Source organism: Allobosea sp. 67-29 (assembly GCF_001898115.1).
Taxonomy (GTDB): Bacteria; Pseudomonadota; Alphaproteobacteria; order Rhizobiales; family Beijerinckiaceae; genus Allobosea.
The window spans coordinates 30,458-44,179 of sequence record NZ_MKSQ01000017.1; the positions used below are offsets into that span (position 1 = coordinate 30,458).

The 13,722-nt window shown below is 69.0% G+C and carries 15 protein-coding genes; 10 read left to right on the plus strand and 5 right to left on the minus strand.

The features are described 5' to 3' along the window. Positions 1-24: 24 nt before the first annotated feature. Positions 25-351 carry a DUF6949 family protein gene (locus tag BGO20_RS14525; protein ID WP_291664992.1) on the minus strand — a complete coding sequence of 109 codons (327 nt, stop codon included), beginning with the start codon at positions 349-351 and terminating at the stop codon, positions 25-27. A gap of 236 nt (positions 352-587) precedes the next feature. Here BGO20_RS14525 and BGO20_RS14530 point away from each other — a divergent pair, with 236 nt between their 5' ends. Further along, a complete protein-coding gene (locus BGO20_RS14530; protein WP_291664924.1) occupies positions 588-1,859 on the plus strand; it encodes a GGDEF domain-containing protein in 1,272 nt (423 codons plus the stop codon). A gap of 76 nt (positions 1,860-1,935) precedes the next feature. Then, a complete protein-coding gene (locus BGO20_RS14535) occupies positions 1,936-2,658 on the plus strand; it encodes a hypothetical protein (RefSeq protein ID WP_291664922.1) in 723 nt (240 codons plus the stop codon). Positions 2,659-2,699: 41 nt separating this feature from the next. On the opposite strand, the gene BGO20_RS14540 is transcribed toward BGO20_RS14535, so the two are convergent. Next, positions 2,700-2,912 carry a DUF3126 family protein gene (locus BGO20_RS14540; protein WP_089174836.1) on the minus strand — a complete coding sequence of 71 codons (213 nt, stop codon included), beginning with the start codon at positions 2,910-2,912 and terminating at the stop codon, positions 2,700-2,702. Positions 2,913-3,066: 154 nt separating this feature from the next. Here BGO20_RS14540 and BGO20_RS14545 point away from each other — a divergent pair, with 154 nt between their 5' ends. The 3 genes from BGO20_RS14545 (at position 3,067) to prmB (ending at position 6,388) form a co-directional block, all read left to right on the plus strand. Next, positions 3,067-4,446, plus strand: coding sequence for a serine hydrolase domain-containing protein (locus tag BGO20_RS14545; RefSeq protein ID WP_291664918.1), 1,380 nt, complete (start codon positions 3,067-3,069; stop codon positions 4,444-4,446). Positions 4,447-5,038: 592 nt separating this feature from the next. Further along, positions 5,039-5,380, plus strand: coding sequence for a hypothetical protein (locus tag BGO20_RS14550; protein WP_291664916.1), 342 nt, complete (start codon positions 5,039-5,041; stop codon positions 5,378-5,380). 105 nt (positions 5,381-5,485) lie between these two features. Further along, entirely contained in the window at positions 5,486-6,388 is a 903-nt protein-coding gene (gene prmB, locus BGO20_RS14555; protein ID WP_291664914.1) for a 50S ribosomal protein L3 N(5)-glutamine methyltransferase, read from the plus strand. Between the two features lie 17 nt (positions 6,389-6,405). On the opposite strand, the gene BGO20_RS14560 is transcribed toward prmB, so the two are convergent. Then, positions 6,406-7,728 carry a serine hydroxymethyltransferase gene (locus BGO20_RS14560; RefSeq protein WP_291664912.1) on the minus strand — a complete coding sequence of 441 codons (1,323 nt, stop codon included), beginning with the start codon at positions 7,726-7,728 and terminating at the stop codon, positions 6,406-6,408. A 69-nt stretch (positions 7,729-7,797) separates the two neighbouring features. Here BGO20_RS14560 and BGO20_RS14565 point away from each other — a divergent pair, with 69 nt between their 5' ends. Beyond that, entirely contained in the window at positions 7,798-8,757 is a 960-nt protein-coding gene (locus BGO20_RS14565; protein ID WP_291664910.1) for a LysR family transcriptional regulator, read from the plus strand. Here BGO20_RS14565 and cysE read toward each other — a convergent pair. Both cysE and BGO20_RS14575 read right to left on the minus strand, forming a co-directional pair. Then, positions 8,748-9,596 (minus strand): serine O-acetyltransferase, encoded by an 849-nt coding sequence (cysE, locus tag BGO20_RS14570; protein WP_291664909.1) that lies wholly within the window; start codon positions 9,594-9,596, stop codon positions 8,748-8,750. The two genes, BGO20_RS14565 and cysE, sit on opposite strands and share 10 nt — an antisense overlap. 186 nt (positions 9,597-9,782) lie before the next feature. Beyond that, positions 9,783-10,550 carry an alpha/beta fold hydrolase gene (locus BGO20_RS14575; protein WP_291664907.1) on the minus strand — a complete coding sequence of 256 codons (768 nt, stop codon included), beginning with the start codon at positions 10,548-10,550 and terminating at the stop codon, positions 9,783-9,785. A 98-nt stretch (positions 10,551-10,648) separates the two neighbouring features. Between BGO20_RS14575 and BGO20_RS14580 the strand changes: the two genes are divergently transcribed. From BGO20_RS14580 to BGO20_RS14595, 4 genes are all read left to right on the plus strand, one after another. Continuing rightward, positions 10,649-11,638, plus strand: coding sequence for a heparan-alpha-glucosaminide N-acetyltransferase (locus BGO20_RS14580; protein WP_291664905.1), 990 nt, complete (start codon positions 10,649-10,651; stop codon positions 11,636-11,638). A gap of 119 nt (positions 11,639-11,757) precedes the next feature. After that, positions 11,758-12,009: a zinc-finger domain-containing protein gene (locus BGO20_RS14585; protein WP_291664903.1), complete on the plus strand. Its 252-nt coding sequence runs from the start codon at positions 11,758-11,760 to the stop codon at positions 12,007-12,009. A gap of 98 nt (positions 12,010-12,107) precedes the next feature. Beyond that, positions 12,108-13,301, plus strand: coding sequence for an FAD-dependent monooxygenase (locus BGO20_RS14590; RefSeq protein ID WP_291664902.1), 1,194 nt, complete (start codon positions 12,108-12,110; stop codon positions 13,299-13,301). A 92-nt stretch (positions 13,302-13,393) separates the two neighbouring features. After that, a complete protein-coding gene (locus BGO20_RS14595; protein ID WP_291664900.1) occupies positions 13,394-13,714 on the plus strand; it encodes a hypothetical protein in 321 nt (106 codons plus the stop codon). Positions 13,715-13,722 lie beyond the last annotated feature (8 nt).

Consider the following 13,722-nt stretch of genomic DNA (forward strand, 5'->3'; position numbering starts at 1 on the left):
ATTGCAGGCGCCGGCGCCCTGCCGTCAAGCGGCGAGAGCCTGCAGCAGATCGAGGACGACGCGGCCCGAGGCCATGCTCCAAAGCGCCGCGATCATGCCGGCCAGCAGGGCGAACACAAGGGGACGCCCCTCGATCCGCCGGCCGCGAACCGTGTTGCGCAGGATCAGGAACGGCGCGCTGAACACGACCACCGGCACGCTCGCGAGCGCGGTCAATCCTCCCGCCTGCAACAGCTTGAAGTCGGCCCGGCGGGCGGTGAACAGTTCGAACGCGCTCGCCAGAAGTCCTGCGAAGGCAAAGCCGAGGAGAATGGACTGCAGCGCCTCGAGAGCGGCAGGTTGGATCGTCATGGCGCGCAGCCTCATCGAGCGTATCGCGCGGGAGACTGGCCTGCGAGCCGGCGGCGGGAAAGGAAATCCTTAACGAATAGTAAATGATCACGGTTAACGTTTCGTCAATCCAGACCGGCAAGGCTGCGCATGTCGCGATATGATCTCTGGCACAATCCGCATCAAACCGCGTGAAATATCGATAGTTTCGTCGTATGAGTGTCGCAGACTACAGAATACGGCTCGATTCTTCGGCAATGTCAGGCATCACCCTGCTTCTGGCTCAGGCGCTGATCTATTTCGGCGTCATGGCTTTTCTGTTCCGCCTGCGCCATGTGATGGGCCTCGGCGCCTTTCTCTGTGCGCTCGGCGTGATGCATTTCCTCGAGACCTATCTGGCCGCGGTCTTCTTCATCCAGCTGCCCTTCGGCCTGTTGTCGCCCGGCTCGACGGTGCTTTTCTCGGGCAAGCTGGCGATCATCCTGCTCTTCTACATCCGGGAGGATGCGGAGACCGTCCGGCAGCCGATCTACGGCCTGCTGGTCGGCAACTTCCTGATGGTGGCGCTGGTCATGACGCTGCGCCTCTACGGATCGCCGGTCGCGTTGCCGGGGTACAACCCCGATCTCGCCCTCATCGACCAGATGGGTGCGCTGATGGTCTGGGGCACGACGCTGCTCTTCGTCGATTCGATCGCGCTGATCCTGCTCTACGAGAGACTGCACCGGCTGCTGCCGCATGCGGCCGTCCCGCGTGCCTGCCTGAGCCTGGCGCTGATCCTGAGCTTCGACCAGGTGAGCTTCTTCATCGGCCTCCACGCCATCAGCGGTACCCCCTGGGACGCGCTGTTCGGCGGCTGGATCGCCAAGATGGGCGCCGCCGTCGTGTACAGCGCCCTGATCGGCCTCTACCTCCTGCTGTTCGAGCGCGATGTCCAGGAGGCCGCGCCTCAGCCCCTTGCCGATGTCTTCTACAAGCTGACCTACCGGCGCAAATATGAGGAACTGCTCGGGAAGAGCGGGCAGGACGCGCTGACCGGCGCCCTGACCCGCGAGCGCTTCGACACCACCGGCCCGGCGATTCTGGCGCGAGCGGGCGCGCTGCGAAGGCCGCTCAGCCTGGCAATGCTCGATGTCGACCACTTCAAGAGCATCAACGACCGTTACGGCCATATCGCCGGCGACGAGGTGCTGCGCCGCGTGGTCGAATGCCTGCGCGGCGAGATCCGCGGCGAGGACGCAATCTTCCGCTATGGCGGCGAGGAGTTCGTCATCCTTTGCGAGAACATGCCGCATGCCGCCGCCCTCGCCCATGCCGATCGGATGCGGGTCGCGGTCCACCGCACGCTCGCCCAGGAGTTTGCCGCCGCCCCCACCATCAGCATCGGCGTCGCCACCTTCCCCGACGACGCGCCGACCCTCCGCGATCTCCTGGCCCATGCCGACAGGCATCTCTACGACGCCAAGCGCCGCGGCCGCGACCGCGTCGTCGGCAATGCCGAGCACCGCGACAGGACGGCGGCCGGCTGAACCGGCGCTTTATGGTTTACGCGCCGTTAAGGCCGCGGTGATTCAGTGACGCGAACCCGTTCCGAAGGCACCGGACATGGCTGCGTCGCTTCAACATCATCTGCCCGGGCATCAGGCCGCCGCCCTGACCTCGATGGTCCGCCAGCGGCTGCGCCGCCAGCCGCCGCCCCTGCCGCGCGCCGATGGCGCCGTGCTGAAGGCAGCGTTCGCCATCCTGCTCGTCGGCGCGCTCGCCACCGGCGCCGCGCTGTACTGGACGCATCGCCGCGATGTCCCCTCGGCCGAATTGCAGCCCGCCCGCGTCGGCGAGGTCGCGCTGATGATCCCGCGGAACCTGACGGGCGTCGACGACGGCGATGGCGACCGCAGCCAGCTGGTCGGCATGGCGCGCCTGCGGCTCGCCTGGCCGAATCTCGGCCCGGCCGGCCCGCAGGATCGCTACAAGCTCCTGATCACCCTGAGCCCGCCGGACAAGGTCAACGAACCCTCGCGCCAGCTCGCCACCTATGCCCGCTTCCTGACGCCGATGGTCTGGTCGAATCCGGGCGGGCTGGTGGTCCGCGGCTTCCGCAAGGGCTCGCCCTTCGAGGGCGACGAATTCTACGTCTCGGTGCCGGATGGGCGCGGATTCGCCGCGCGCTGCCCGATCGACACCGGCAATCTGCTGGAGGAGCCCTGCCGCGTCACCTTCCAGCATCGTGGCATGGACGTGAACATCCGCTTCCCCCGCGCCATCATCGCCGACTGGGCGGTGATGCTCGGCGGTGTGCGCCGCACGCTGGACGGCCTGATCCGCTGAGCGGAGCGGCCCGACGCGCTCGGGCCATTCCCCAGTGAATGTCAGCCCTCGAGGTCGACGTCGAGGATCGCCATGGTGAAATTGAAGGAGCGGTCGCCGTCCTCGTCGTCGACGTGGATGATGCCGATATACTCCTCGCCCATGTAGACCTCGGCCGAGTCGGTCTTCTTCATCCGCGCCCGCACGGTGATGTTGGTGTTGCTGAAGGTCCGGCGCAGATAGTCCTGCAGCTTGGCGAGTTCTGTCTTGTCCACGATGCGTGTCCCTTTCTTTCGGCCGGGAGCGATGCCATGCCGGGCCGCACAGGGCAAGCGAAAGCGGGCCCCGCGCCGCGCCGGCACCCGGCTTGCGCCCTGCTCCGCGATCCGTAGCATGCGCCTCTCCCGACCCTGAGGACGGATCGCATTCATGACTCCCTGGCTTCCCGCCGCCCTCGCCTATGTCGCGGGCTGGCTCGACTTCCAGCGCCGGCAGCACGACCAGCCGGGCGTCGCCGTGGCCATCGCGAGCGGCGGAGAGATCGTGCTCGAAGCCGCGTTCGGCAGCGCCGACCTCGCGACAGGAGAGGCGCTGACGCCGCGCCACGGCTTCCGCATCGCCTCGCATTCCAAGAGCTTCACCGCCGCCGGCATCATGCGCCTCGTCGAGGATGGGCGCCTGCGGCTCGACGACAAGGTCGGCTCGCTGATCGACGGGCTGCATCCGCAGGTGGCCGCGGTCACGATCGGCCAGGTCCTGTCCAACAGCGCCGGCCTCACCCGCGACGGGCCCGACAACGGGCAGTTCTTCGACCGCAAGCCCTATTGCGACAGGGCCGAGCTGCTGGCCGACCTCGCCGCGCCTCCCGTCTTCCCGGCCGCACAGCGCTTCAAATATTCCAATCACGGCTTCGCCCTGCTCGGCCTCGTCATCGAGGCGGTGACCGGGCTGAGCTACAGCGAATGGATCACCGACGAGGTCGTGGCGAAAATCGGCCTGCTCGAAACCAAGGCCGATATCGAGCTCTGGGGCCCGCGGCCGCTGGCCAAGGGTCATAGCGGCACCCAGCCACTGGGCTACCGCGTCGTCATTCCCGGCGACAATCCCGGCCGGGCGATGGTCTCCGCCGCCGGCTTCGTCGCCACCGCCGCCGATGTCGCGCGCTATTTCGCGCAGCTCTCGCCGCGCGCGGAGACCTCGCTGCTCTCGCCGCTCAGCCGGCGCGAGATGAGCCGCCGGCTCTGGCCGGACGACGAGGCGAGCCTCGGCCGGCATTACGGCTACGGCACGATTCACGGCGGCGACGGCGACTGGCGCTGGTTCGGTCATTCGGGCGGCTTCCAGGGCTTTATCACCCGCACCTGCGTCTTTCCCGAACAGGACCTGACCGTCTCCGTCCTGACCAATGCCATCGACGGCCTGGCCCATCCCTGGCTCGACGGCGTCGCCCATATCCTCAGGACCTTCGCGGAGCGCGGCGCACCGCCGGCCGGGACCGAGAGCTGGAGCCGGCGCGGCTGGTGCATCTGGGGCGCAGGCGATCTCGTCCCCGTCTCCGGGCACGTCCTCGTCGCCAATCCCGCGCTGTTCACCCCTTTCCTCGATGCCGGCGAGATCACGCTCGACGGCCCCGACCACGGCCGCATCACCCGCGCCTCCGGCTTCAACAGCCCGGGCGAACCGGCGCGGCTGGTGCGCGACGAGAGCGGCGCGGTGCAATCGATCTGGCTCGGCGGCGGGCGCTTCATCGGCGAAGAGGACATGAAGGTCGAGATGCTGGCGCGCTATGTGGAGAAAACGTCGGGTTGACCGCGCCGGAATCGCGCGCGGAAGGCACCTTGGCCCGCGCGAACGCCTTCGCCCGCCCGCGCCGGGGCGCGTTCGGTCGCGATGAGGGGCAGCGGAGCGCCGCGAGGCGCAAGGTGTATAGGGCCGCTTCCATTGAGCCAGGATGCGGCGCGGGGGGATTGAGCCACCCTCCGCACGCCCCGTGGCGCTCCGCCTTCGGCGATTTTTGGCTCCGGGCCGCGCTTATAAGGGCGCGGCGGGCCTGCCCTGCCGTCCTGCGGCCTCAACGCCCCATAGGGTGCGCCACACCGCGGTGTCGGACAGGACCGCTTCCGCCAGCCCGTCCAGCGAGCTCCTCGCACAGGGGCCGTAGTACCCCCAGGGCGGTGCCCCGAAGCCTCCCGGGAGTGGGGCGTAAACCCACCCGCAGGCGCCGCCCCCGTCCCCACCAACGGCATACCTCCGGATGGCTGCCCCTCGGGGACGAGGTGCAGCGATCATAGGCGCGGCTTGTGAGGGCGGGGACAAGTTCTCTGTCCCAGCCTGAACGCCGCGCGGGAATGCCACGTATTCGCCGCCTTCGGCGCGCCATCCTTGCCGCGAGGGCTGACCGATGCGCTTGATCGCTTCACTTGCCATGGTGCTGCTGCTGGCTGCGGGAGCGATGCCGGTTCGCGCGCATGAGGCTCCCAGCGGCTGGGAGTATCCGTTCTACTGCTGCCTCGATTCAGACTGTGCTCCGATCGCGCCCGAGGCCGTGCGCGAAGGCCATGGCGGCTTCATCGTCACCATCGCGCCGGGCAAGCACCCGATGTGGTCGCAGGAGCGGCGCGAGCCCCTGATTCTCGAAATCCCCTATGACAAGGCGAAGCAATCGCCCGATGGCCACTGGCATCTCTGCATCGACGATGCCGGAGACCTGCTCTGCTTCTTCGCGCCTCCGGGCGATTCCTGACACGGACCGGGCCACCAGATGCTCCGAGCCAGGTTGCGACGAGCAGCTTGGCGCGATCCCCCGCGGCCCTGTAAGAGGCGGAACGCTCGCAACCGCCCGGACGCCATGACCGCCCTCGACGACCTCCTCACCATGCGCGACCTGCTGCGCTTCGCCGTCTCGCGCTTCAATGCGGCGGGGCTGAGTTTCGGCCACGGCACGACCAATGCGCTCGACGAAGCCGCCTTCCTGCTGCTGGAGGCGCTGAAGCTGCCGATCGACGACATCAATCCCTGGCTGGAGGCCCGGCTGACCCGCGAGGAGCGCGTCCACCTGCTCGATCTCATCGAGAAGCGCGTGAGCACCCGCAAGCCCGCCGCCTATCTCGTCGGCCGCGCCTACATCCACGGCCTCGGCTTCCGCGTCGACGAGCGCGTCATCGTCCCGCGCTCCTATATCGGCGAGATCCTGATGCGCGGCATGCTCGAATCGGACGGTCTCGGCCTGGTGCCGGAGCCGGAGGAGATCGGCCGCGTGCTCGACCTCTGCACCGGCTCGGCCTGCCTCGCCATCATCGCCGCCGGACGCTTCCCCAATGCGGACGTCGACGCGGTCGAGCTCTCACCGGCAGCGCTCGAGGTCGCCCGCCTCAATGTCGCGGACTACGATCTCGAAGAGCGCGTCCATCTCTTCGAGGGCGACCTGTTCGCGCCGCTGAAAGGGCAGCGCTACGACCTCATCATCGCCAATCCGCCCTATGTCACGGCGGAAGAGGTCGCAGCCTTCCCGCCGGAGTACGGCAGCGAGCCGCAGATGGCCCATATCGCCGGCGCTGACGGGCTCGACATCACGCGCCGTATCCTGGCTCAGGCGCGCCGTCACCTGAATCCCGGCGGTGCGCTGATCTGCGAGGTCGGCACCGGCCGGGAGGCGCTCGAGGCCGAATCCGACCTGCCCTTCACCTGGCTCGACACCGAGGAGAGCGAGGGCGAGGTCTTCTGGATCGATGCGGCAGACCTACCGCGCTGAGCAGGCAGCGGCGGCGCTCAGCGCATGAAATGCAACGTGCGGAAGCGGCTGCGGAAGGCGGTCACCTCCTTCGCTACAGCCTCGGCCGGGCGCGAGCCGTTCAACCCCTCGGCGATATAGCCGGCGAGTTCCGGCATGTCGGCCGCCGTCATGCCGAAGCGCACGATCTCGGGCGTGCCGAGCCGGAGCCCGTTCACGTCGCCCTCCACCGCCGGCAGCGGCAGGCCGATGCCGCAGGCGAGGATGTTGACGGCGCGCAGCTTCTTCGCCGCCGCCTGCCCGCCGCCATAAGGCGCCGCCTCGATGGCGAACTGGTGCGAGGTCGTCATGCCCCGGTCGCGGGCGAAGACCGGCACCTGCCGCTCACCGAGCGCCTCGGCCAGCGCCTTCGCCGTCTTCGCCATCTCCTGCGCATAAGCGCGGCCATAGGCCTTCCAGTCCAGCAGCGAGACGGCGAGCGCCGCCGATTTCGCAGCGTCGAAATTCGCCGTCAGCCCCGGATACGCGATGGCGTCGAGCTTCCTGGCGATCTCGGCGTCGTTGGTCACGATCAGGCCGGAAGGCGGGCCGCCGAGGCTCTTATAGGTGCTCATCGTCATCAGATGGGCGCCCTCCTCCAGCGGCTGCTGCCAGCCATGGCCGGCGATCATGCCGGACATATGCGCGGCGTCGAACAGCACCAGCGCCCCGACCTCGTCGGCGATGGCGCGAATCGCGCGGATCGGATGCGGGAAGAGATTGAGGCTGCCGCCGATCGAGATCAGCTTCGGCTTGAGGCGCAGCGCATCGGCCCTGAGCTTCGCGACATCGACGGTGTAGTCGACCGGGTCGATCGGCGCCGGATGGGTGACGATGCCGTAGAGCCCGGCTGCGCCCGCGCCATGATGGGTGACATGGCCACCGATCTCGCCCGGCGGCGCGATGATGCAGTCGCCGGCCTTCGCCGCGACCATGAAGGCATAGAGATTGGCGATGGCGCCCGAGGGCACGCGGATCTCGGCATATTTCGCGCCGAAGACCTCCGCCGCGAGCTCGGCTGCGATCACCTCGATCTGCTCGATCGCCTCCAGCCCCATCTCGTATTTGTCGCCGGGGTAGCCGAGCGAGGGGCGCGCCCCGATCCCGGCCGAGAGCAGCGCCTCGGCCCTGGGGTTCATGACATTGGTCGCCGGGTTGAGATTGACGCAGTCGCGCTCGTGGATGATGCGATTCTCGGCGGTCAGCGCCGCGATCTTCTCCGCGATGGCATCGAGCGGCTGGCCCGCCGTCTCGGCGGCGATGCGCTGGATGTAATCCTCGCTTGCCTGCGGCACCCAGTCGCGCCGTCCCAATGCCGTCATCGCCATCCTCCGAAAAACCAGCGCTCTCAAGAATGCTGCCATAACAGCGGTTTGCCGCACGCCGCGCAAATGAGTATTGCTGCTTGGGAGCCTGAGGAAATCTCAGTCTCGACACGGAGCCCGCCTCTGCCCGTCAAGCCGCCGCGCCCACGCCTGCCGCCGCTCAACGCGCTGCGCGCCTTCGAGGCGGCCGCGCGGCTGGGAAGCTTCGTCAAGGCGGCGGATGAACTCGGCGTGACGGCCGGCGCCGTCACCCAGCATATCCGGCAGCTGGAGGCGACGCTGGGCGTCCCGCTCTTCCGGCGGATGCCCCAAGGCGTCGCCCTCACCGATGCGGCGCGCGAGGCGCTGCCGAAGCTGACGCGCGGCTTCGACCTGCTCGGCCAGGCCGTGCAGGCGCTGCGCGACAGCGAGCCACACCGCCCGCTCGCCATCGCCGCCTTGCCCTGCATCGCCCAGCTCTGGCTCTCGCCGCGCCTTGGCCGGCTGCAGCAGGCCTTTCCCGGGCTGCAGATCTCCGTCTCGGCCATGGAGGAACCGCCGGACCCGCGGCGCGATTCCCACGACCTGTCGCTGTTCTACCGGGATGCGGCGGCGGAGCCGTCCGCGCTCCGGATCGGCCCCGATGCGATCCTGCCGGTCTGCGTGCCGCCGCTGGCCGAAAGGCTGGTCTCGCCCGCCGATCTGGCGGGGCAGACGCTGCTGCACGACGCCGTCTGGCGCGGCGACTGGGCGCGCTGGCTCGCCATTGCTGCTCCGGGGTCGAGGGTCGATCCGGCGCGCGGCCCCGCCTTCTCGCTCTACAGCCTGGCGCTCGACGCCGCCCTCTCGGGCGCCGGCGTGCTGATGGGGCGGATGAGTCTCATTGCGCCCCATCTGGCAGCCGGACGTCTGGCGGCGCCGTTTCGGCAGGCGGTTGCGACGGCCGACAGCCTGACCTTGACGCCGGCCACGCACCTCGGCGCGCATGCGCGCCGCATCGAGGTGATGGAATGGCTCGTCGCCTCGGCGGAAGCCGCTCAGATATAGGCGCCGCAATCGCCTGCGAGGATCTGGTCCATCGAGCGCGAAGGCTCGGCGCAGCCGGCCTCGCCGACCACCTTGGCCGGCACGCCCGCCACGGTCTTGTTGCGCGGCACCGGCTGGAGCACGACCGAGCCGGCCGCGATGCGGCTGCACTGGCCGACCTCGATATTGCCGAGGATCTTGGCGCCGGCACCGATCAGCACGCCCTTGCGGATCTTGGGATGGCGATCGCCGCCCTGCTTGCCCGTGCCGCCCAGCGTGACGCCGTGGAGCATCGAGACATTGTCCTCGATCACCGCCGTCTCGCCGACGACGAGCCCCGTCGCATGGTCGAGGAACACGCCCTTGCCGATCCGGGCGGCCGGGTTGATGTCGGTCTGGAAGATCTCCGAGGCACGCGACTGCAGGTAGAGCGCGAAATCGCGCCGGTTCCGCTGCCACAGCCAATGCGCCAGCCGGTGGCATTGCAGCGCATGGAAACCCTTGAAGTACAGGACCGGCTCGAGCACCCGGTAGCAGGCCGGGTCACGGTCGAGCACGGCGAGCACGTCGGCGCGCATGCCGGAGCCGATGGCGGCATCCTCGGCCATCGCCTCGGCGAAGGCCTGCTCGATCAAATCGGAGGTCACGGCCTGGTGGCCGAGCCGCAGCGCCACGCGGTGCGCCACGGCGCCCTCGAAGCTGGGCTGGTTGAGCACCGAGGCGACGATGAGCGTGCCGAGCGCCGGCTCGGCCGCGACCGCGGCCTCTGCCTCGCTGCGCAGGCGCGCCCAGACGGGATCGACCCGGTCGAGGCCGGTGGCGGGATCGCGGGCTTCGATGGCGGAGCGCCCTGACGGCATGATCGTTCTCCGGAAAGGGTCGTCGTCGGAAGGAGAGCCTAGCCGTCGCCGGGGACGGCATCAAAGGCTGGCGTCGAACAGGATTGAATCGAAAAGCGAGGCGCCGGATTCAGTCTTTCAGGAACCGTCGACAACACATTGGCGTCGCCCGCATTTTCCAGAACGCCCCTCGTCGGCCGGAAATTCTCACAAACGCGCGAGAAAGTCGAGAACCGCCTGCTTGTGGCTCTTGTCGCCGACGGCGAGGTTGTGGTCGCGCCCCTCGATCGCGAAGGACTGCGCGCCGGGAATGAGCTTTGCCAGTTCGGGACCGGAGCCGGAGACGTCGTCCTTCGTGCCGACGCTGATCAGGGTCGGCACGGCGATCCGGCCGACCTGCTCGGCGGTCAGGGTCTGGCGCGAGCCGCGGATGCAGGCGGCGAGCGCCCGCAAGTCGCTCTTCGTCTGCTCGGCGAAAGCGCGGAACATGCGCTGCATCGGGTCGGTCAGCGAATCGAGCGAGGGGGCCTCCATCGCATCGGCGATGCCGATCGGCAGCCCGACGCCCTCGACCAGATGGATGCCGAGCCCGCCGAGCAGCAGCGCATTCAGGCGTTGCGGATGCGCCAGCGCCAGATGCGCCGAGATGCGTGCGCCCATCGAATAGCCCATCACCGCTGCGCGCGGGATGTCGAGATGGTCCATCAGGCGGCGCACATCCTCGGCCATCACCTGCGAGGAATAGGCGGCCGGATCGTAGAGCTTTTCGCTCTCGCCATGGCCGCGATTGTCGAGCGCGACGACGCGGTAGCCGGCATGGGTCAGCGACTTCGTCCACTGGGTGTTGACCCAGTTGATGACGTGGGTCGAGGCGAAGCCATGAACGAGCATCACCGTTTCGTGTTTCGGCGTCTCACCGGTGGGCGCGAGATCGATATAGGCGATGTTCACACCGTCGGAGGAAAAGCTCTGCATGGGTCCCGTCGCGATCCTTCTCTCGATGCCGCCTTCCCTGCCATGCCGGGCCGGCTTTGGGTAGCGGGCGCCACGCGGCTTGCTTATGAACGACGGCCATGACCGAACCTGCCGCCGCCACCCCCTCCAGCTCGATCCCGGCTCCCCTCGCCAAGCGAAGGCGCATCCAGCTCGTCGACCTCGCCCGCGGCATCGCGCTGCTGGCGATGTTCGTCTTCCATTTTGCCTATGACCTCTCGAATTTCGGGCTGATCGAGACCGATATCGCGTTCGAGCCGGGCTGGCGGCTGTTCGCCCGCTGCATCGCCGGCTCCTTCCTCGTCGTCGTCGGCATCAGCCTGGTGCTGGCCACGCGCAACGGCCTGAACCGCGCCGCCTTCCTGAAGCGGCTGGCCATGGTCATCGCCGCTGCCGCTGCGGTGACGCTCGGCACCTTCTTCGCGATGCGCGACAACTTCATCTTCTTCGGCATCCTGCACCACGTCGCGCTGGCGAGCGTGCTCGCCCTGCCCTTCCTGCGCCTGCCGGTCCTCCTCGTCGTCATCGCGGCGGCGATCGCCTTCGCCCTGCCCGCCTTCGTCGCAAGCCCGCTGCTCGACCAGCCCTGGGCCGTCTGGATCGGATTTTCCCGTGCCCCGATCCAGACGGCGGACTTCGTGCCGGTCTTCCCGTGGTTCGGCTGCGTCCTCTCCGGCATCGCGCTCGCCCGCCTTGTCCTGCCGCGCCTCGAGGCAACCGCTGCGGCGAGCTGGCGGCCGCGAACGAAAGCCTCGCGCGTCCTGTGCTGGGGCGGGCGCCACAGCCTGCTCGTCTACCTCGTCCACCAGCCGCTGTTCATCGGCCTGATCATGCTGGCGACCCATGTCGTCACGCCGCTCTCGCCGGACGAGCGGGCGTTCCGGGCCGAGTGCCAGCGCAGTTGCACCGGCCCCGCCCTGTCCGGGCGGGCCTGCGGCGAGGTCTGCGCCTGCACGGTCGACGGCCTGAAGCGCGAAAATCTCTGGCAGAAGGCCCTCACCGATACGCTCTCGCCGGAGGAAGGCACCCGCATGACCCGGCTTGCCCAGGCCTGCCTGCGCGGCCCGTGAGGCGGATGGCATGCCCGGGGTGCGCGGCGCACACCCGTCTCGCCCTCAACAGCCTCTGGCATCTCGCTGCGTGTCGGGATAGGTTGCGCGCGCATTCCAGCCTTGAAGAGCGAACAGCCATGGCCGCGACCGGCATCCCGCATTTCCACAATGACCCCGGCGTCGCCACGATTCACATCGGTGCGCGCGAGTTCATGTGCATCGGCGCCAAGCCGCCCTTCGACCACCCGCATGTCTTCCTCGACATGGGATCGGACGCCGAGATCATTTGCCCCTATTGCTCGACGCTGTTCAAATACGACGCCTCGCTGAAGGGCGGCGCCTCGAACCCGCCGGAATGCGAGTATCACGACGCCGCCAAGGCGGCCTGATCTCCGCGACCCGACCGGCCAGCCCATCGCGCAGGTTCTGAGGGGCACCTGCGCTCCCCGACGGTTCCCCGCACGCCGCCCGATCGAAGGCTTTCGCCGTGACTGCTCCTCACCTCCTCATTGCCGGCGCCGGCATTGGCGGCCTGACGGCGGCGCTGTCGCTGGCGCGGCGCGGCATCGCCTCGACCGTCATCGAGAAGCGCACCGGCTTCGGCGAGACCGGGGCCGGCCTGCAGATCACCCCGAATTCCGGCCGCGTGCTCGATGCGCTCGACCTCGCCCTGCCGCTGAAGCGGGTCGGCGTCTCATCACACGGCCTGACGGTCCGGCGCTGGCGCGACGGCCGTTCGATCGTCGAGATGCCGGCCGATGCCGCGCGGCAACCGACGCCGTTCCGCCTGCTCAGCCGCATCGACCTGCACACCATCCTGCTCGATGCCACCCGCGCCATGCCGAACATCCGCTTCATCGTCGGACGCGGCGTCGAGGATGTCCGGCAGGACGAGGCGGGCGTCACCGTGGCGCTCACCGGCCAGAACGGCGGCGAACGCCTGCAAGGCCTCGGCCTGATCGGCGCCGATGGCCTCTGGTCCCGGGTGCGCAGCCTGGCGGGCGACGAAGCCGCGCCGGCGTTCACCGGCTACGAAGCCTGGCGGACCATGATCCCGACGGCCTCCGCCCCGCATCTCGCCGGCGAAAAGCCCGGCGTGACCCTGCATCTCGGGCCGCGGCGCCATGCCGTCCACTACCCGGTCTCGAGCGGCCGGCAGATCAATCTCGTCGTCCTGCGCCAGGCCCAGGAGGCCCGTGAGGGCTGGAGCCGCGAAGGCCGCCGCGTCGCGCTGCGTGAGCATCTCGCCGAGGCGGCACCGGCCCTGCGCCAGCTCGCCGACGCCGCCCCGGGCTGGCAGGTCTGGTCGCTGTTCGACCGCAAGCCCGCCGCGATGGCCAAGGGTCGGATCGCGCTCCTCGGCGACGCCGCCCACCCGGTCCTGCCCTTCCTTGCTCAGGGCGCCTCGCTCGCCATCGAGGATGCCGGCGTGCTCGCCCGGCTGCTCGCCGGACATCTGGCTCAGGAAGGCGCCGCCGGCGTGCCGGCCGCCATGGCCGCCTACGCCGCGACCCGCGCCCGGCGCGTCGCCCGGGTGCAGGAGACGAGCCGGGAGAACGGCCGCACCTTCCATCTCGGCTGGCCCTGGAGCATCGGGCGCGACCTGGTGCTCAAGCGCCTCGGCCCGGACGGCATGAGCAGCCGCTATGGCTGGCTCTACGACTGGCGCGACGCGGCCTGAACCGAAGCGGCCCGGCGCAAGAGTCGCAGGTCCCATCTCGTCAGCGCCGCAATTCGTTCCTATCTCTTGGCGCGGGAAGGAATGAAAACGACATGATCCGCGTCAATCTACACGATCGGCTGAACGGACGCGCCGCTGCGGCGCCGCGCTGGGTGACCTGGCTCGTCATGGCGGCGAGCTTCGTCATCGGCGTCACCCTGTTCCTGGTGGCGGCGAGCCTCGCGCTCATCCTGATTCCGGTCGTCGCAATCGCCGGCGCCATCGCCGTCTGGCGCCTCAAGGCGAAGCTGAAGGCGGCCGGCTTCGACCGCGCTGCAGATCCCTTCGCCGGCCAGCGGCCTGCCGCCGACCGGATCGAGATCATCGACGCCGAATACCGCGTCATCGAGCCCGGCGAGCCGCCGCGGCGCTGATCCGGCCG

Coding starts and splice junctions, on each gene's coding strand:
- BGO20_RS14565 (WP_291664910.1), top strand. CDS start 7,798: ATGAGTATTGCTGCTTGGGAGCCTGAGGAAATCTCAGTCTCGACACGG.
- BGO20_RS14560 (WP_291664912.1), bottom strand. CDS start 7,728: ATGACGGCATTGGGACGGCGCGACTGGGTGCCGCAGGCAAGCGAGGAT.
- BGO20_RS14545 (WP_291664918.1), top strand. CDS start 3,067: ATGACTCCCTGGCTTCCCGCCGCCCTCGCCTATGTCGCGGGCTGGCTC.
- BGO20_RS14550 (WP_291664916.1), top strand. CDS start 5,039: ATGCGCTTGATCGCTTCACTTGCCATGGTGCTGCTGCTGGCTGCGGGA.
- BGO20_RS14530 (WP_291664924.1), top strand. CDS start 588: ATGTCAGGCATCACCCTGCTTCTGGCTCAGGCGCTGATCTATTTCGGC.
- prmB (WP_291664914.1), top strand. CDS start 5,486: ATGACCGCCCTCGACGACCTCCTCACCATGCGCGACCTGCTGCGCTTC.
- BGO20_RS14575 (WP_291664907.1), bottom strand. CDS start 10,550: ATGCAGAGCTTTTCCTCCGACGGTGTGAACATCGCCTATATCGATCTC.
- cysE (WP_291664909.1), bottom strand. CDS start 9,596: ATGCCGTCAGGGCGCTCCGCCATCGAAGCCCGCGATCCCGCCACCGGC.
- BGO20_RS14535 (WP_291664922.1), top strand. CDS start 1,936: ATGGCTGCGTCGCTTCAACATCATCTGCCCGGGCATCAGGCCGCCGCC.
- BGO20_RS14585 (WP_291664903.1), top strand. CDS start 11,758: ATGGCCGCGACCGGCATCCCGCATTTCCACAATGACCCCGGCGTCGCC.
- BGO20_RS14525 (WP_291664992.1), bottom strand. CDS start 351: ATGACGATCCAACCTGCCGCTCTCGAGGCGCTGCAGTCCATTCTCCTC.
- BGO20_RS14595 (WP_291664900.1), top strand. CDS start 13,394: ATGATCCGCGTCAATCTACACGATCGGCTGAACGGACGCGCCGCTGCG.
- BGO20_RS14580 (WP_291664905.1), top strand. CDS start 10,649: ATGACCGAACCTGCCGCCGCCACCCCCTCCAGCTCGATCCCGGCTCCC.